We start from the raw sequence: 18,218 nt of genomic DNA on the forward strand, positions 1-18,218 counted from the left end.
CCGGCGCGTCCACCCGATGATCGGGGGACGCGCCGGATCACGACACGGACGGGAGCCGACCGCTACCTCCCGATCGCCGCTGCCATCACGCGAACCGCGGAGACCAGGCCGTCGATCAGCTGGCCCTGTCGGAACGAGCTCAGCGCGGCGGTGACGCCGAGCTGGCAGACGCGGTCGTTGGCGCGGTCGGCGACCGCGCGGCCCGAGCGCACCTCGATCGCCTTGTCGTTGGGCGAGACGGCGATGAGCACCGAGTGCGCCGCCTCGGGCGTGCCGGGGAAGATCGCGTCCGCGCCCGCGGCCGGGTCCGCACCCAGATCGCCGATGTAGACGTTGAACCGCACTTTGGTCGCGCGGGTCGCCTCGGTGAGCACGTTGTCCATGGTGAGCCGCTCGTCATCGTTGAACGGCGCTTCCTTGAACACGTCGCCCGCCTCGTGCACGCCGGAGACGCGCCCGCTGCTGGTGATCGCGTATCCGTGCGGCAATTCGGCTTCGACCACCGCGGGCCACTTAGAACCTGCCACTTGCCCGTCCTCCGATCAGCTCCACCTCGGTGGACTCGATGGCCGCATGCTGTCCATGCGGCGTTTCCGCGAAGTGGTGACCCGAGCCGATCACCTCTTCAGTGGCACTCCACAGCACCGGCTGCTGGGTCCACTTCTGGCCGAGGGCGAAGTGGACCGGCTTCTCGCCAGGCAGTGGCTTACCGAGGAACGACAATCCGGCGATCACGCCGTAGATCACCAGCGGGATGCCGGCGAAGATCAGCACTGTCTCGAGAATGCTCACGGGTCAAAGGTAGACGATGCTCTGTAGTAGTTCTCCGTCCGGTCGAGCCGGGAGGCCGTCTGTGTCGGCTTCACCCGGCTCGAGCTGGGACTTCGGCGTGCCTCAGACCAACCAGGCGGCCGCGTTCGGCGGCAACTGACCGCCCTCGGCCTGCGCGCTCGCCAGCAGCACATCCCCCGGCGGCAACTGGATGGGCGCGTCGGAGGCGTTGAGTACGCACACCAGCCCACCCGGACGGCGGAACGCGAGACAACCCGGCGGGCTGCCGTACCACTCGATCCGGTCCCCGGCGAACTCCGGCCGTACCGACCGCAGTTCGATTGCCTGGCGATACAGCGACAACGTCGAGCCGAGCTCCTCCAGCTGCGCTTCGACGGTCAGCGACGCCCAGTCGGACGGGATCGGCAGCCACGGCGTACCGGTGGTGAACCCGAACGGCGGCGCGGCGCCCTCCCACGGCAGCGGCACCCGGCAGCCGTCGCGGCCGCGCTGGGTGTGCCCGGAGCGCTCCCACACCGGATCCTGCAGCACCTCCTCCGGCAGGTCGTCGACGTTGGGCAGCCCCAGCTCGGAGCCGTTGTAGAGGAACACCGCGCCGGGCAGCGCGAGTTCCAGCAGGATCATCGCCCGCGCCCGAGCGACCCCTATCGCGCCGCCGCCGTACCTGGTGACCTCGCGCTCGATGTCGTGGTTGGACAGCGTCCAGGTCGGCACGGCGAAAACCGGTCCGACGGCGGCGAGCGAGTTGTCGATCGCGTCGCGCACCGCCTCGGCGTCGAACGCCGATTCCGCGAGTCGGAAGTTGAAGGCCAGATGCAGTTCGTCGGCGCGGACGTACTCCCCGAAGCGGGTGTTGTCGTTCACCCACACTTCACCGATGAGCACCGCGTCGGGGTACTCGTCGACCACTTTGCGGATCCGGCGGTGGATGTCGTGCACGGCGGGGTTGTTGAACCGCGGGTCGCTGTCGTCGTGCGCGAGCAGGGCCGAGACGCTCAGCTGCGGCATGTCGGGCAGGCCGTCGGGCTTGGCCATGCCGTGCGCCACGTCGATCCGGAACCCGTCGACGCCCCGGTCGAGCCAGAACCGCAGGGTTTGCTCGAAGTCGGCGGCGACCTCGGGGTTGGCCCAGTTCAGGTCGGGCTGCTCGCGGGCGAAGATGTGCAGGTACCACTGGCCTGGTGTGCCATCGGGTTCGGTGATCCTGGTCCAGGCGGGCCCGCCGAAGATGCTCGGCCAGTTGTTCGGCGGCTCGGTGCCACCGGGTCCGCGGCCGTCGCGGAAGATGTACCGGTCGCGTTCCGGGCTGCCGGGAGCCGCCGCCAGCGCCGCGCGGAACCACGAATGCCGGTCACTGGTGTGGTTGGGCACCAGGTCCATCGTCACCCGGATCCGGCGGGCGTGCGCTGCGGCGATCAGCGCGTCCATCGCGGCGAGCCCGCCGAAGAGCTCATCGATGTCGCGCGGATCGGCAACGTCGTAGCCACCGTCGGCCATGGGCGAACGCATCACCGGACAGATCCACAGCGCGTCGACGCCGAGCAGTTCGAGATAGCCGAGTTTGTCCCGGACGCCGCCGAGATCGCCGACCCCGTCGCCGCTCGAGTCCGCGAAGGATCTCGGATAAACCTGGTAGAACACGGCCGACCGCCACCACGGTTGCGTGGTGGGATCCACCGGCGCCGTTAAGGCTGGTGCATCACTCACATCCGCAATAGTGCCAAAGTTTTGTAGTGAAAGCCTCCAGGCGACGCGCAGCCGCGAACTGCGGGCAAATCCTCAGCACCACAGTCCGCCGCAGTGAAAATGCCGCCGCTGCCACGCCTCTCGACGGCAACGCCCCCGTCACCTGCTGTTCATCAGCGAATTCGCCGCGACCTCAACGCGGTAGAAAACACATTTCCGGCGAAGTCATCCGCTCGACGGCGATCACCTTGTCAGAAGGGCGCGTTCACCAAGGAGTTGGCCGCCATCTCCAGGTAGTCCAGCAGCGCCTTGCGGTGCTCGTCGTCCAGCGTCTCCGGCTCGATCTCCGCGACCGCGATACGCATGCACCGCAGCCACGCGTCCCGCTCGATCGGCCCGATGGTGAAGGGCATGTGCCGCATGCGCAGGCGCGGGTGGCCGCGCTCGTCGGAGTACGTGCGCGGACCGCCCCAGTACTGTTCGAGGAACATCCGCAACCGGCGCTCCGCCGGGACCAGATCCTCTTCCGGATAGAGCGGGCGCAGCACCTCGTCGGCGGCCACCTCGCGATAGAACGTCGCGACGAGCCGCCGGAACGTCTCCGCCCCACCGACCGCCTCGTAGAACGACGTCGCCGTTTGCTCGCCCGAAGTCATAGACCCTCTCGATTCACCGGATGCGCCGGTGTCCATTGTGCCCGCGCCGGGGCACCGCCGCCGCACTGCCCTTGCGCCGCCGCTCGGCAACCGGAACATCGCGCCGAAATGGCACTTCAGCCACAGTTAACCGGACATTGTCGAAAATCACCGTGCAATGCCCGACATTCCATGGTCAACTGGGGGACAGTCTCTGCTTTGCAGATACCACATGATCCTGCCAATCATGAAATCGAGGTCGAGATGAAGCAGCGGCACAGCGCCCGGTCACACGAGGCGCGAGCACACCGACAACTCCAGCCCGCCGACGTCCACAATCGTGGGTCGGGGGCTACTCCGCTGCACATCTTGTCCGAACATCATCCGGGTGGACATCGTGGCCATCACGACCACGGCCCCCGCCCCACCGCCCCGCCAGTCGAGGGCACGAACTGGCTCAAGACCAGGGTGCTGCTGTTGAACGCCACCTACGAGCCGCTCACCGCTCTGTCCGCGCGCCGCGCGATCGTCCTGCTCATCTGCGACAAGGCCGACGCCGTTCACCACAACGACGAAGGGCCGATTGTGCACTCCGCCGAGACGGCGGTGGCCATTCCCTCGGTGATCCGCCTGCGCAGCTACGTCCACGTCCCGTACCGGGCCCGGGTCCCGATGACCCGTGCGGCCCTCATGCACCGGGATCGCTATCGGTGCGGTTATTGCGGCGGCAAAGCCGAGACCATCGACCACGTCATCCCGCGTAGCCGCGGCGGCGAGCATTCCTGGGAGAACTGCGTCGCCAGTTGCGCGCCGTGCAACCACCGCAAGGCCGACAAGCTGCTCAGCGAGCTGGGCTGGACGCTGCGATCTCCGCTGGTCTCACCGAAGGGCCCGCACTGGCGCCTGCTGTCCACCACCACGGAACTCGACCCCTTGTGGTTGCAGTATCTCGGCGAGGGCGCGGCCTGACCGCTCAGGTGTACTCCACCACCAGCGTCGCCCATGTCGGCGATGCCAGCGCTTCGAACACGTGCGGCCGATCGCCCGGGTAAGCGATGTAGTCGCCGGGGTGTAGTTCGACGGGCGCCTCGACCGGGCCGACCAACGCGCGCCCCTCGGCGAGCAGCACGTGCTCGACCACCCCGGCGATATGCGGGTCCGATCGGCGCGCATGCCCCGGTTCGGCGGTGATGCGGAACAGGTCGCGGCGGGAATTGGCGGGCCCGGCCGCCAGCAGGGTCGCCCGGTACTCCGACTGCTCGGCCGCGACAACGGGGCCTTCCCCGGCGCGGATGACGTGCACGCTCGGGCGCGGCGGATCCAGCAATCGGGAGAACGGCATGTCCAGCGCGACGCACAGCGCCCACAATGTCTCCAGACTCGGGTTCCCGGCTCCCGATTCCAGTTGCGACAGCGTGGATTTCGCGATGCCCGCCCGGCCGGCGACCTCGCTCAACGACAACCCGGCCCGCGTGCGCTCACGGCGCAGCGCGGCGGCGATCACCGCCTGGGGTGTAGTCGTCGCGTCCTGCCGCGTCATTCCCGCTCCCTGTTGGTTTTCCAGCGCCCGCGGCGCTGGGTGTTCGCCCTTGGGAACCCTCGACAGAAAACCACATTGACGAAGCGCCGCGCCATGTTCACTATAAACAACATGCGTTCGATATGGCGAACACTGGATCGGGACACGCTGGCGGGTATCGGGGCGGTGCTGCTCGCCGTCGGCGTGATCGGGATCTCCTACGGAGCGACCGCGGTGAGCGCGGGCTTCCCGGTGTGGCTTCCGGTCCTGCTCGGATGCGTGGTGCTCGCCGGGAGTTCGGAATTCCTGTTCATCGGGATTGTCGCCGCAGGTGGTAGCCCGCTCGCGGCGGTGCTGGCGGGTTTGCTGGTGAACGCGAGGCACGTGCCGTACGGCTTGTCGATTCCCGACGCGGTCGGCACGGGATGGCGCAGGCCGCTGGGCGTCCATCTGATGAACGACGAGTCGGTCGCCATGACCATCGCACAGTCCGACGCACACCGCAGGCGAGCCGCGTACTGGATCACCGGCGTGGGCGTGCTTCTGGCCTGGCCCGGTGGCGCGGCCATCGGAGCATTGATCGGATCGGTGGTCAGCGACACTTCGGTGCTCGGACTCGATGCGGTGTTCCCCGCGGTTCTGCTCGCATTGGTCCTGCCCGCCCTGCGTGACCGAACCACCCTCGCGGCGGTGTGCGTCGGCACCGCCATCGCGCTGATCACCGCCGCGTTCCTGCCCACGGGACTGCCGGTCCTGCTCGCCCTCTCCGGAGTGCTGGTCGCGGCACGGGAGAAACCGGAACCAGCGACCACATCGGGAGCGGCGTGATGCTGGCCGCCGGAATCGTCGCCCTGGCCGTGGGCACCTATGCGTTCCGCTGGGCCGGGCCCGTGTTGCGCGACCGAGTGCGTCCTCCGGCGCGCGTGGTGCGCCTGCTGGAAATCGCCGCCGTCGTCCTGCTGACCGCACTGGTGGCGGTGACCACGCTGCCGCTCGGCACCACGAGCCTCGGATTCGCCGTGCCCGCAGGCGTTCTCGTCGGCGGCGTGCTGGCCTGGTTCCGCCGTCCCATTCTGGTGGTGATTCTCGCCGCCGCCGCGACGACGGCACTGCTTCGCCTGATCGGCGTCTCCTGACTGACCGGAACACCGTCCCCGCCACCATGCTTCGCCGACGAAGGCGGCGCCGTCCCCTCCTGCCGACGGCGCCGCCTACATCATCGATCGCTCCCGGGCGGTCAAGTGCTACCGGGCATTTCGTCCATGGCCCTTACGCCCGGCACACCAGCGAAGTTCGTCGCGGACTTCCGAGCCCGGCCCACCTTCGGCGCACGGCGCGGTCATTGCGGCAGCAGGGGAATCGCCCCACCGATGCGGCGGGCGACGGAACCGTAGCGGGCGTCGATCCGCAGCCATGTTCTGGTCGCGCGGACGCGGACTATCTCGGCGGGCGGGATGCGGCGCGAATCGGCCTTGTCCCCCGAGTGGGGGATGAAATCCATCGCCGTGAGCGCGAAGACGACTCGCATCGGCACCTGCACCCGGGTGCCCGCGCCGGACACGGTCAGCACCGCCTGATCCAGCAGCGAGGCGGGCGGACCGTGGCCGCTGCCGTGTTCCTTCGCCAGCTGCGCACCCTGTTCGGCGAGTTCGACCAGGGTGCGTGCCGGCACGTCCTCGACGTGCGCGAAACCGTCCGTCGGCGGCAACGCGCCACGCCACGCGGAGTCCATCGAGTATCCGAGGTCGATCGGACCGCCGCCGGCCGATCCGGCCAGCACGACATCGGCGCCGACTGTCACGTCGTCGACGCCGAGTTCGCCGACCACGGTGCGCATCGCCAGCGCCTCGAAGCCCGTCGCCACCCAGGCGGAGACATAGTGCTCCCCCCGGCGGCGCAGGCGCACCACCGCCGCCGGGTCCAAGCGCACGGCCCTGGTCAGGAACGTGGCGAGATTCTCCCGCTCCGCGGGATCGGGCACGTGCAGTACCCGTTGTTCCGATATCACGGCCGCTCCGCCGTCAGCATTCGACGATCACCGACGAGGGTCGCTCATTCCATCCACTCGGACAGATAATCACGCTCGGCGTCGGTGAGCCTGCGCAACCGCTGCGCCGGCATGTCGAACGCGGCGATCTGCGTGGACGCGACCACCGCCGCGGGCGAATCGGGCGCGGCGCCCGCGGCCCGCACCTCGTAACCGATGGTGAAGTCGACCGCGCGCAACTGTTCGATCCACATGGCGATATCCAGCGGCGTGTCCTCGTGACGCAACTGGCCGCGGTAGCGGACCCGCAGGTCGGCGAGCACGCAACCCTCGCGCAACGGGGCGGTCGGGCGGCCGTCCTCGAACAGCCACGGGATTCGCGCCTCCTCCAGCAGCGTCACCATCCGGGCATGGTTGACGTGCTGGAACACGTCCATGTCCGACCATCTGACATCCACTTTGGCGTGAAAACGCCTGGGCAGCACGAGGCTGCCCGCCGCCGTCCCGTTCCGGTTCACCGAACTCGTCAACGTGGTACCTCCGATTGAGCGCCCACCCCGCTCACCATGCTCCGCACTTGCCGCGCTGCAACCGACAACGTGGCGAGATCGTGGGTTCCGGACTCGAACAATTCCGACAGCGCCGCCCTGGCTCGGCCGAGGCGGGACTGATTCTTCGACTCCCAGTATGCAATCTTCTCATCCGCCGTCTCCTCGGGGTCGCCGCCGGAGAGCACGTCGAGGGTGAGCGAGCGCAACGATCCGTACATATCGTCGCGCAGCGCGAGCCGCGCCAGCGCATGCCAGCGGTCGCCGCGTTCGAGGTGGCTCACCGCCTGTAACAGCCAGTCGATCTTGAGGTGATCGTTGAGCGCGTAGTACAGCGATCCGACCTCGTCGCCGTCCCGGTCGGTGATGTCGGCGATGTCCACGATGTCCAGCAGCGGGAAGAGGTTGAGCAGGCCGAAGACCTCGGTGGCCAGATCGGTCGGGGCGCCGCGGGCGATCAACTCGGCGGACCGGTCGGTGAGGATGGACACGTGGTGCCCGCGCAGCCAGCCCGCCACCTTGGGGGCGAGTTCGCGCACGTCGGCGCAGTACCGGCTGATCTCCGAGCCCACCGCGATCGGCTGCGGCCGGTTGCTCAGCAGCCACCGGGACGCTCGGTCCAGCGTGCGCTTCGTCTCCAGCTCGAGCAGGTCGCGCACCGAGGTGGGCGCGTCGCACGCGCGGATTCGCGTCCACATCTGGTGCAGGTCGAAGATCCCGCTGGCCGCGGCGAAAGCGCGCACCGCGTCGGTGGCGGTGGCGCCGACCTCCTCGTTCAACCGGTGTGCGTAGGTGACACCGCCGTAGTCCACCATCTCGTTGGCGAGCATGGTCGTGACGATTTCCCGGCGCAGCCGGTGGCGCTTGATCGCCGCGCCGAAACGGTCGCGCAGCGGGGCCGGGAAGTAGTCTTGCAGCCGCGTGGCGAAATACTGGCTGTCGGGCAGGTCGGAATCGAGCAGATCGGCCTTGAGCGAAAGCTTCACGTGCGCCATCAGATTCGCCAGCTCCGGCGAAGCCAGTCCGGAACCTTCTTCCAGCCTGCGCTTCATCTCCTGGTCCGAGGGCAGCGCCTCGAGTTCGCGGTCCAAGCCGCGACGCTGTTCGAGATCCTCGACGAGCCGCATCTGCACACTCAGCATCTGCGGCGCCTCGGTGCGCGAGATGCCCATGAGGAAGTTCTGCGCCACGTTGTCGCGCAGCACCATCTGCGCGACCTCGTCGGTCATCGAGGCCAGCAGCGGATTGCGCTCGTCCGGCGGCAGTTGACCGCCGGAGACCACGGCGTCGAGCAGGATCTTGATGTTGACCTCGTGGTCGGAGCAGTCCACACCCGCCGAGTTGTCCAGCGCGTCGGTGTTCATCTTGCCGCCGTTGCGGCAGAACTCGATCCGGCCGAGCGCCGTCGCGCCCAAGTTGCCGCCCTCACCGATCACTTTGGCCCGCAGTTGGTTTCCGTTGACACGAACCGCATCGTTGGACTTGTCGCCCACCTCGGCGTTGGTCTCCGCGCTCGCCTTGATATAGGTGCCGATTCCGCCGTTCCACAGCAGGTCTACCGGCGCGAGCAAGATCGCGCGGACCAGGTCCGGCGGCGACAGCGAGACGACGTCGTCGCCCAGACCGAGGGCCGCCCTGGCCTGCGGGCTGATCGGCACGGCCTTGACAGTGCGGTCCCACACGCCGCCGCCGGCGCTGATCAGCGCTGTGTCGTAGTCCGCCCACGACGACCTCGGCAACGCGAACATCCGCTGCCGCTCCCGGTAGGAGACAGCCGCGTCCGGGTTGGGGTCGAGGAAGATGTGGCGGTGGTCGAAAGCGGCCACCAAGCGGATGTGCTCCGACAGCAACATGCCGTTACCGAACACGTCACCACTCATGTCACCGACACCCACCACAGTGAAATCCTGTGACTGCGTATCGATGTCCATCTCGCCGAAGTGGCGTTTCACGCTTTCCCAGGCGCCCTTGGCGGTGATGCCCATCGCCTTGTGGTCGTAACCCGCGGAACCACCGGAAGCGAACGCGTCACCGAGCCAGAAACCATAACTCTGCGCCACATCATTGGCGATATCCGAAAACGTCGCGGTGCCCTTGTCGGCCGCCACGACCAGATAGGTGTCGTCACCATCGCGGCGCACGACTCGTGCGGGAGGCAATACCTCCCCGGTCGCCCGATCCACGTTGTCGGTGACGTCCAGCAAGCCCGAAATGAAGGTGCGGTAGCAGGCGACGCCTTCCGCGCCCAACGCCTGCCGGTCCGCGACGGGATCACCGGTGGCCGTGGGCGGTTGCTTGACCACGAACCCGCCCTTCGCGCCCACCGGCACGATCACGGCATTCTTCACCGCCTGCGCCTTCACCAAACCCAGGATCTCGGTGCGGAAATCCTCCAAACGATCCGACCACCGCAAACCACCGCGCGCCACCGGCCCGAAGCGCAGGTGCACGCCTTCCACCCGCGGCGAGTACACGAAGATCTCGAACTGCGGGCGTGGCTTGGGCAGTTCGGCGATCGCGTGCGGTTCGACCTTGACCGAGACGAAGTCGCGCGGACTGCCGTCCGCGGCGGTCACGTAGTAGTTGGTACGCAGCGTCGCCGTGATCAGGCCGAGGATCGCACGGAGGATGCGGTCCGCGTCCAGACTGACCACCTCGTCGATCCGCCCACGCACCTGGGTCTCCAACTCGGCGGCGTGCTCGGCGGAGACGGTGTCCGGGTCGAAACGCGCGGCGAACAGGTCGGCGAACAGGCGCGCGATATCCGGATAGGTGAGCAGCACGCGGCAGATGTTCGCCTGGCTGTACGGAAAACCGGCCTGCTGCAAGTACTTCGCGTAGGTACGCAGGATCGAGACGGCCCGCCACGGCAGCCGGGCACGCAGCACCAGCTCGTTCAGCCCGTCCGCCTCCGCGCGGCCGTACCACATGGCCTCGAACGCTTCCACGAACCGCTCACGCAACCCGCGCACCTCCGCCTCCAGCACGGCGGCGCGATTGGAGGACTCGAGCAGTTCCGCGTCCAGATCCCGGTCGAGCGAACTGCGCAACAACTCGGGACGGGCGAGCAGACCGAAGTCGTAGATCCAGCGCTCCCCACCTGCGCCGCCATCGGCCGCGGCCTCCAGCTCGAGCTGGTAGGGCCGCTCGTCGACCACCTCGACCCCGAGGCTCTGCAACAGCGGGAGCACCTGGCTCAAGGAGATTCCGCTGCCGCCGATGTAGAGGGTGAAACGCCACGAACCCGGCGCCGAATCCAGCTTCCGGTAGAGGTACTGGTCGATCCCGCCCTCGCGGAGCCGCTCCAGGCGCACGATGTCAGTCAGGGCGCGGGCAGCGGCGAAGTCCTGCTTGTAGCCTTCGGGGAAGGCCTCCGCGTACCGCTGCACCACCGCAGGATCGAGCACGGTCGACGTGCTCACCTCGTCGTTCAGGCGGTCGTCCCAGGTGCGGCTGGCCTCCGCGAGCAGATTCTGCAGACGCAGCCGGTTGGGCTCGGAGGTGTCGGCGGCCGGCGGCGTCCGGCTCGGGACGCCGTGCTCCGCTTCCGGCATGCGCACCGTGAAATAGACTCGCGCCAAATCGCTTTCGCCCACCCGGGCGGAGTAATCGATGGACACCCCACCCAGTTCGCGAACCAGGATCTCCTGCATCTCCAGCCGCGAGCTGGTGGTGTACCGGTCCCGCGGCAGATAGACCAGGCAGGCGACGTAGCGCCCGTAGGTGTCCGCGCGCAAGAACAAGCGCACCTGACGGCGCAGGCTCACGCTGATCACGGCGGTGGCGGTGCGGCGCAGCGTCTCGGCGTCGGCGGAGAACAGCTCGGTGCGCGGGAAGGACTGGATGACCTCGAGCATCGCCTGACCGGAGAACGAATCCAGGTCGAAACCGCTCTCCTCGATCGCCGAGCGGACCCGGCGTTCGATCACCGGTATATCCAGGACGTTCTCGTGCACAGCGGTGACGGTGAAGACGCCGATGAACAGGTGCTCGCCGATGACCGATCCGCTTGCGTCGAAGTCGGCGACGCTGACGAAGTACGGGTACACCGCACGGTGCACGGTGGCGGGGACCAGCCCTTGGGTCAGCGTGAGCAGCGGGCGGTCGCCGCCGTTGACCGGCACGTGGAAGTCGGTGCCGACGTCCGGCCGCAACACGCCGAGGCAGGTCGCCGGCAGGACGGTGGACAGCTCGCGGCCCTCGTCGCTGTTCAGCCGATAGCGCGCGTAGCCGAGGAGGGTGAAGTTTCCCTTCGCCAGCCAGCGCAGCAGCTTGGCGGTGTCGATCAGCTCGCCCTGCTCGAACGGCGCGGACCCGGATTGTGCGGCCAGCTCCAGGTCGTCGGCCAGCTTGCCCTGGACGTCCTCGATGGCTTCGGTGTCGCCGATCACCTGCCGGACGTCGTCCACCACGTCCGGCACCGAGCTCTCGACCTTGGCCAGCAGTGCCGCGCTGGTCGACGGATGCAATTGCACGTGCATCCAGGATTCGCGCAGCCCGGCCGTGCCGGTGCCGTCCACCTCGTGCGCGGCGGCGTGCGTCAGGTGCCCGTCCTCGTCCCGCTCGACCTCGAAGATGGGATGGATGATCTCGCTGACGCTGACGCCGATCCGGCTCAGCGACGAGCTGATCGACTCGACCAGCAGGGGCATGTCGTCGGTGACGACCTGCAGCGCCGCACCGATGCCTGAGCCGTCATCCGGGTGATACACCCGCACCAGCGCACGACCGGGGCGACGCGTGACGGCCAATTCCAGGTGCCTGCGGAAGATCTGGGTGATGCCGGTGATCGCACAGTCCACATCGCCCGCGTCGACGTGGCGGAAGTATGCCTCCTCGAGCGTCGCGAGTTCGCCGCGCAAGGTCTGCGGCAAACCCGCGGCCCACGCCGCGCTGGACAATTCGGACGAGACGGTCATTTTTCGCCAACTCCCTCGGATATCGGTTCCGTAACAAAGTGACGCCGGTCCGAGGGTAACTGTGCGCCGATGACGCGTGGGTGAATTCCCTTTCGATATCCGGGTGTTCACCACGACCGCGGAGTTCGCCGCTCGTGTGCCGAGATCGGACGGGATGACCTCGGGCACAGCACAGAATCGGACCCGCGAACGTCAGGTGAGCGCTACAGGTCGTATCCGCGGCGGCAGCGGCGCCGCACCGGTACCTCGGGTCAGCTCGGCCACCGCATCGGCGGTCGAAGCCACCGGTTGCTCGAACTGCGCCTGCGCATTCACGACTCCACCCTAGTGGGCTACGCGCGGGTAGGTGTCACTCCTGTTCCGCGTTCGGCGAGAAACCTCGTCGCCCCGCCTTGCCGAGGCGCTATTCCCTCGATTTGGGCGTGGTTCCGGCCGGATCTCCCCCTGCGCCGATACACCAGCAAACGCCGGGCAGTGCCTGAGGCCCGTCCGGCTTCGAGCGCTCCCCCGCACCGGCAGAGGGAGTCGCGCACAACGAAATAATCTCGCCGACACCGAGATGGACGCTCGGACGAACGCGGAGCCCGGCCGGTGCGGCGAGCAAGCCCCGGGCGGGTGCGGGCGGAACCGCACCCACCCGTCGCGGCGAACTCAGCCGCGGGTGAGCTTGCGGTGCGTAACCCGATGCGGGCGGGCCGCTTCCGGGCCGAGCCGCTCGACCTTGTTGGCCTCGTACGCCTCGAAGTTGCCTTCGAACCAGAACCACTTGGCCTCGTTGTCCGAGTCGCCCTCCCACGCGAGGATGTGGGTGCAGGTGCGGTCGAGGAACCAGCGGTCGTGCGAGATGACGACGGCGCAGCCGGGGAACTTCTCGAGCGCGTTCTCCATCGACCCCAGGGTCTCCACGTCGAGGTCGTTGGTCGGCTCGTCGAGCAGGATCAGGTTGCCGCCCTGCTTGAGGGTCATCGCCAGGTTCAGCCGGTTGCGCTCACCACCGGACAGCACGCCGGCCGGCTTCTGCTGATCGGGGCCCTTGAAGCCGAACGCGCTCACGTAGGCGCGCGAGGGCATCTCCTGCTGGCCGACCTGGATGAAGTCCAGACCGTCGGAGACCACCTGCCAGACCGTCTTCTTCGGGTCGATGCCCGCGCGGTTCTGGTCGACGTAGCTCAGCTTGACCGTATCGCCGACCTTCACCTCGCCGCTGTCCGGCTGCTCGAGCCCCACGATGGTCTTGAACAGCGTGGTCTTACCGACGCCGTTCGGCCCGATCACGCCGACGATGCCGTTGCGCGGCAGGGTGAACGACAGGTCCTTGATCAGCTGGCGGTCGCCGAAGCCCTTGTCCAGGTGCTCGACCTCCACCACCACGTTGCCCAGGCGCGGGCCCGCGGGAATCTGGATCTCCTCGAAATCCAACTTCCGCATCTTCTCGGCCTCGGCGGCCATCTCCTCGTACCGGCCGAGGCGGGCCTTGTTCTTGGCCTGCCTGGCCTTGGCGCCGGAACGCACCCAGGCGAGTTCTTCCTTGAGCCGCTTCTGCAGCTTCTGATCCTTCTTGCCCTGCACCTCCAGCCGCTCGGCCTTCTTCTCCAGGTAGGTGGAGTAGTTGCCCTCGTACGGGTAGGCGCGGCCGCGATCCAGCTCGAGAATCCACTGCGCGACGTTGTCCAGGAAGTACCGGTCGTGGGTGACCGCGAGCACAGCGCCCTGGTACTGCGCCAGGTGCTGCTCGAGCCAGTTCACGCTCTCGGCGTCGAGGTGGTTGGTCGGCTCGTCGAGCAGCAGCAGGTCGGGCTTGCTCAGCAGCAGCTTGCACAGCGCGACGCGGCGGCGCTCACCACCGGAGAGGTTGGTGACCGGCTCGTCCGGCGGCGGGCAGCGCAGCGCGTCCATCGCCTGCTCGAGCTGGGAGTCCAGGTCCCACGCGTCGGCGTGGTCCAGATCCTCCTGGAGCTTGCCCATCTCCTCCATGAGCTCGTCGGAGTAGTCGGTGGCCATCAACTCGGCGATCTCGTTGAAGCGATCCAGCTTCACCTTGATCTCGCCCATGCCCTCTTCGACGTTGCCGCGGACGGTTTTCTCCTCGTTGAGCGGAGGTTCCTGCTGCAGGATGCCGACCGTGGCGCCGGCGGCGAGGAACGCGTCACCGTTGTTCGGCTGGTCCAGTCCGGCCATGATCTTCAGCACGCTGGATTTACCTGCGCCGTTCGGGCCGACGACGCCGATCTTGGCGCCGGGAAGGAAGTTCAAGGTGACATCGTCGAGCACGACTTTGTCGCCGTGCGCCTTGCGAACCTTCTTCATCTGGTAAATGAACTCAGCCATAAGTGTGAAGCCTATCGGTGCGGGAGATGGGGGGACGAAGCAGAGCTACCCTGCCGCCGGGACGGAAACCGGTCGCGCGATCACGCGTCGACGGGCTGGGGTGCGCTGCCGCGGGGCGGCGCCGAACCGGCGGCTGCGACATTCTCCCCCGGCGCCTCGCCGACCGGCACCCGAACTTCAGCGCTCGCGGACCCGGAAGTATTCCGCGACGGCAGGTCGGACAACCGGGTCAGTTGCGCGGCGCAGCGGGACAGGTCCGGTCCGACCACACTGGCACGCATCTCCAGGTCCCGCCGTTCCACCCCGTCCTTGCTCCGGTACTCGTGGGAGCGCAGCTGACCGTAGGCGATGATCGGATCGCCGCGCCGCAGCGAGGCGTCGACACCCGCCACCAACCGACGCCAGCAGCTGACCGTGAGATACAGCGTGCCGTTGTCCACCCACTGACCCGACGCGTGATCCAGCCGGCGGGAATTGCTCGCCAGCCGGAAGGTGACCACCTGCTCCCCGTTGGTCAGGTCGCGCTTGACCGGATGGGTGGCGATCGTGCCGATCACGGTCGCGTTGGCCTCGTACATGATTACGCCCCTTCACATTCGGATCCGGGCCCGCCTGGAAATGCCCGGAATTTCCTCCCCCTTCAGGAGGCACTTCCAGGGTGCGCCGGATCCGCGGGCGCCGAGCGTTCCGATCCGCAAATGTGCACAACCTGCCGGAGTGTGAAGATCGCGCCTTTCACGCCCGTGCGATCAGAACACCGCCACGTCGGTGTTGGCGCCGCAGAGCACGATCACCGGCCGCTCGTCCGGCGCGGGAACGTAGGCGCCGCTGTGCACCGCGGCCAGCGCCGCGGCGCCGGCGAGTTCGACGAGGATGCGGAACTCGCGCCAGAGGTACTCCCGCGCCGCGCCGATCGCGTCGTCGCTGACCAGCAGCGACCGCACGCCGTGGCGGCGCGCGACGTCGAGGGCGATGTCGCCGATCCGCGTGGGGCCGAGGGTGTCGACGGTGATGCCGGAACCGAGGATGTCCACCGGGCCGTCCGCATCCAGGCCCGCCCGCAGGATCGCGGCGCCTTCGGGCTCCACCCCGATCACCTGCTGACGGCGCCCGAGCGCGGCCGCGATCCCGGCCACCAGTCCGCCGCCGCCCACTGCCGCCAGCACCGGCGGCCGCCCGCGCACCTGCTCCTCGAGTTCCAGGCCGACCACACCCACGCCGGCGACCACGGCGGGCAGGTCGTAGCCGTGCAGCAGCAGCGCGCCGCGTTCGGCGGCCAACTCGGTGGCGTGCTGCAAAGCCTCGCCGTAGGTGGTGCCGTACCAGAGCACTTCGGCGCCGTGCGACCACATCGCGGCGACCTTGGTGTGCGGCGCCGTCTCCGGGACGACGACCGTGCATGCCTTGCCCAGCCGCGCCGCGGCCAGCGCGGCCGCGATACCCGCGTTGCCCGCGGAGGCGATCACCACGCGATCGATGCCGCCGCCCGACTCCAGCAGCGCGTTGAGACTGCCGCGCACCTTGAATGTCCCGCCGTGCTGGAGGTGCTCGAGCTTCATCGTCACCGGCACCGGCCCGGACGGACTCGCGACGGAGGTGTGGAAGACCGGCGTTTTGCGGATCTGCCCGGCCAGCCGCTTGCGCGCGGAGCGCACGTCCGACCGTTCCACCCGCCCGACCGGCCTGTGTGGGGAGGCCACGGTGGCGCGTTCACTCACTTACGCACTTCTCCATCTCGCTTGGCCAGTTCGGCGTACATCGCGTTGTATGCGGCGAGTGCGGCGTCGTTGTCGCGTTCGGCGGCTCGGTCGGTACGTTGCGCGAGCCGATGGTCGCTGCGGGACCATTGGATCAGCAACGCCATCATCACCACCACCAGGGGGACCTCACCGCTGGCCCAGGCGAGGCTGCCGCCGGTACGTTGGTCGCCGAGCAGGTCGCCGTTCCAACCGAGGCCGAGACCGCGGTAGAACCAGCCGCCTAGCACGGTGGTCATGCTCATCAGCGCGACGCCGAAGAAGGCGTGGAACGGCAGCGAGCCGAACACCATTGCCAGCTTGGTCAGCGGCTCCACCTGCCTCGGCTTGGGATCGATGCCGATCACCACCCAGTAGAAGAGGTAGCCGCTGAGCAGGAAGTGCACGTTCATCAGCAGGTGGGCGGCGTGCGAGTCGGCGTACGTGTCGAAGATGCCGCCCAGGTACAGCGCGTAGAACCCGGCGACGAAGATCGCCGAGGCCACGATCGGGTGGGTCAGGAAACGCGACACCGGATTGTGCACCGCGGCGAGGAGCCATTCGCGCGGCCCCGGGACGCCACCACGGCCCGCGGGCGGCAGCGCGCGCAGCGCCAGCGTCACCGCACCGCCCAGCGCGAACAGGATCGGCGCGAGCATCGACAGCGCCATGTGCGCCCCCATGTGCACGCTGAACATCGCGGGCGAGTACCGGCCGACTCCGGACGATGTCGCGACCAGCAGCACCACGCAACCGGACAGCCAGGCGAGCGTGCGCCCGACCGGCCACGCGTCACCCCGCGCCCGCAGCCGCCGCACCCCGAGCAGGTACAGCACGGCCAGCACGAGCGACAGCGTTCCGAAGATCAGATCGAAGCGCCAGTCGAACAGCATCCGGGCGAGGTTCGGCGGCCCGGCCAGTTCGTAGCCCAGTTCCACTTCGACGGGGGTGGGGACGGAATCCGGGGGTGGCGGCGGCGTACGGCCGAGCCCCACCGCGAGACCGATCGTCGCGGCGAAGATCAGCACCTCCACGCCCGCGTACCTGACCAGCGCAGAGCGGTCGCGGGAATCGGCCGCGAGGGCGGGCAACGCGGCGCGGCGCTGCAGATAGCCGAACGCGCCCAGCAGCGTCAACGCGGCGGCCTTGGCCAGCACCAGCCTGCCGTAGGTGCTGGTGAACAACTCCTCGGGTGGCACGCGGACCCAGGAGTTGATCACGCCGCTGATCGCGATCACGGCGAACGCGACCGTGGCGGTGAGCGAGAAGCGCCGCGTGGCCACGTCGGTGTACGCCCCGCCACGCAGGGCGTGCGCGAGCACCGCGAACAGGCCGCCGACCCACATTGCGGACGCGATCAGGTGCAGGATCAGGCTGTTGGTCGCCACGTCGTGCGACCCGCCCGAGGACGAATGCCCGGTCAACGCCAGCGGCATCATGGTGACGATCGCGGCCCCGAGCAGGGCCGGGGTCCAGCCCCAGCGCAACGCGAGTCGGCCGCCCACGGCGACGATCAGGGCGAAGATCACGGTGGTGCGCCAGGCTCCGGCCAGTTCGATCTGACCGATCGCCCGCCACAAACCCTCCGGCCGCAGGACCTCCCCCACCGGTTGACCCGTGGTATCCGACACCGTCAGGGGCACCAGAAGCGCCGCGCAACATGCCCAGACCACGGCGAAGTTCGACGCCCGGCGCACCGCGCGGTACCCGCCCACGTCCAGCAGCCCGTTCGGCTGCGGTGGCACGAGGAAGGCCGCGAAAAGCAGGGAACCGACCGTCAGCGCCGCCGAAAGATCGGCGAGCGCCCGCACCGCGGGCAGGCCGTAGGTGGTCGGCGCGCCCGGATCGGGGATGCCGAGCAGACTCAGTGCCTGCGCCGCCGACAGCCCCACCACCAGCGCCGCCACCACGGCCGCGATGGCGCCCGCCAGCGCGGTGACCGTCGCGAACGTCGCCCCGGACCGGGAGGTCTCGGCTTCGGGAGCGACGGACGAGGTGGCGGCGGACGACATACGACTGAGCGTAGTTCGGCGAGTATTCCGTGGCCCGGTCGGGTTTGTACCGATAT

At 68.5% G+C, this 18,218-nt stretch carries 16 protein-coding genes; 3 read left to right on the top strand and 13 right to left on the bottom strand.

All coding sequences use genetic code 11. The features are described from left to right. Window positions 1-62: 62 nt before the first annotated feature. The 4 genes from IU450_RS28865 to IU450_RS28880 form a co-directional block, all read right to left on the bottom strand. A complete protein-coding gene (locus tag IU450_RS28865) occupies window positions 63-527 on the bottom strand; it encodes a DUF5130 domain-containing protein (protein WP_195152898.1) in 465 nt (154 codons plus the stop codon). Further along, a complete protein-coding gene (locus tag IU450_RS28870) occupies window positions 514-792 on the bottom strand; it encodes a hypothetical protein (RefSeq protein ID WP_195103977.1) in 279 nt (92 codons plus the stop codon). The genes IU450_RS28865 and IU450_RS28870 overlap by 14 nt, the downstream gene beginning before the upstream one ends. A 102-nt stretch (window positions 793-894) precedes the next feature. Beyond that, on the bottom strand, window positions 895-2,499 hold the full coding sequence (locus tag IU450_RS28875) for a glycoside hydrolase family 13 protein (protein ID WP_195152899.1): 1,605 nt from the start codon (window positions 2,497-2,499) through the stop codon (window positions 895-897). A gap of 230 nt (window positions 2,500-2,729) precedes the next feature. Beyond that, complete coding sequence (locus IU450_RS28880) at window positions 2,730-3,134, bottom strand: globin (RefSeq protein WP_181723910.1); 405 nt, start codon at window positions 3,132-3,134, stop codon at window positions 2,730-2,732. A gap of 243 nt (window positions 3,135-3,377) precedes the next feature. On the opposite strand from IU450_RS28880, the gene IU450_RS28885 reads away from it, so the two are divergent. Further along, window positions 3,378-4,082, top strand: a complete 705-nt coding sequence (locus tag IU450_RS28885; protein WP_195152900.1) for an HNH endonuclease — start codon at window positions 3,378-3,380, stop codon at window positions 4,080-4,082. A gap of 4 nt (window positions 4,083-4,086) precedes the next feature. Here IU450_RS28885 and IU450_RS28890 read toward each other — a convergent pair whose 3' ends face one another. Continuing rightward, window positions 4,087-4,653 carry a helix-turn-helix domain-containing protein gene (locus IU450_RS28890; RefSeq protein WP_195152901.1) on the bottom strand — a complete coding sequence of 189 codons (567 nt, stop codon included), beginning with the start codon at window positions 4,651-4,653 and terminating at the stop codon, window positions 4,087-4,089. Window positions 4,654-4,764: 111 nt separating this feature from the next. Here IU450_RS28890 and IU450_RS28895 point away from each other — a divergent pair, with 111 nt between their 5' ends. Both IU450_RS28895 and IU450_RS28900 read left to right on the top strand, forming a co-directional pair. Next, window positions 4,765-5,460: an AzlC family ABC transporter permease gene (locus IU450_RS28895; RefSeq protein ID WP_195152902.1), complete on the top strand. Its 696-nt coding sequence runs from the start codon at window positions 4,765-4,767 to the stop codon at window positions 5,458-5,460. Then, complete coding sequence (locus IU450_RS28900) at window positions 5,460-5,768, top strand: AzlD domain-containing protein (protein WP_195152903.1); 309 nt, start codon at window positions 5,460-5,462, stop codon at window positions 5,766-5,768. Before IU450_RS28895 ends, IU450_RS28900 begins: the two co-directional genes overlap by 1 nt. Before the next feature lie 203 nt (window positions 5,769-5,971). Here the strand turns inward: IU450_RS28900 and IU450_RS28905 are convergent, their stop codons facing one another. From IU450_RS28905 to IU450_RS28935, 8 genes are all read right to left on the bottom strand, one after another. Beyond that, on the bottom strand, window positions 5,972-6,640 hold the full coding sequence (locus IU450_RS28905) for a hypothetical protein (RefSeq protein WP_195152904.1): 669 nt from the start codon (window positions 6,638-6,640) through the stop codon (window positions 5,972-5,974). A gap of 44 nt (window positions 6,641-6,684) precedes the next feature. Continuing rightward, on the bottom strand, window positions 6,685-7,056 hold the full coding sequence (locus IU450_RS28910; RefSeq protein ID WP_083899217.1) for a thioesterase family protein: 372 nt from the start codon (window positions 7,054-7,056) through the stop codon (window positions 6,685-6,687). Between the two features lie 89 nt (window positions 7,057-7,145). After that, a complete protein-coding gene (locus IU450_RS28915; RefSeq protein WP_195152905.1) occupies window positions 7,146-12,086 on the bottom strand; it encodes an NAD-glutamate dehydrogenase in 4,941 nt (1,646 codons plus the stop codon). Between the two features lie 192 nt (window positions 12,087-12,278). Then, entirely contained in the window at window positions 12,279-12,401 is a 123-nt protein-coding gene (locus tag IU450_RS40680) for a hypothetical protein (protein ID WP_263291371.1), read from the bottom strand. Window positions 12,402-12,737: 336 nt separating this feature from the next. Then, a complete protein-coding gene (gene ettA, locus IU450_RS28920; protein ID WP_195152906.1) occupies window positions 12,738-14,414 on the bottom strand; it encodes an energy-dependent translational throttle protein EttA in 1,677 nt (558 codons plus the stop codon). An 80-nt stretch (window positions 14,415-14,494) separates the two neighbouring features. After that, window positions 14,495-14,992 carry a single-stranded DNA-binding protein gene (locus IU450_RS28925; protein WP_195152907.1) on the bottom strand — a complete coding sequence of 166 codons (498 nt, stop codon included), beginning with the start codon at window positions 14,990-14,992 and terminating at the stop codon, window positions 14,495-14,497. Window positions 14,993-15,163: 171 nt separating this feature from the next. Beyond that, window positions 15,164-16,132 carry a serine/threonine dehydratase gene (locus IU450_RS28930; protein WP_195152908.1) on the bottom strand — a complete coding sequence of 323 codons (969 nt, stop codon included), beginning with the start codon at window positions 16,130-16,132 and terminating at the stop codon, window positions 15,164-15,166. Next, window positions 16,129-18,162, bottom strand: coding sequence for a cytochrome c oxidase assembly protein (locus tag IU450_RS28935; RefSeq protein ID WP_195152909.1), 2,034 nt, complete (start codon window positions 18,160-18,162; stop codon window positions 16,129-16,131). Before IU450_RS28935 ends, IU450_RS28930 begins: the two co-directional genes overlap by 4 nt. Window positions 18,163-18,218 lie beyond the last annotated feature (56 nt).

Source organism: Nocardia abscessus (assembly GCF_015477775.1).
GTDB lineage: Bacteria > Actinomycetota > Actinomycetes > Mycobacteriales > Mycobacteriaceae > Nocardia > Nocardia abscessus_A.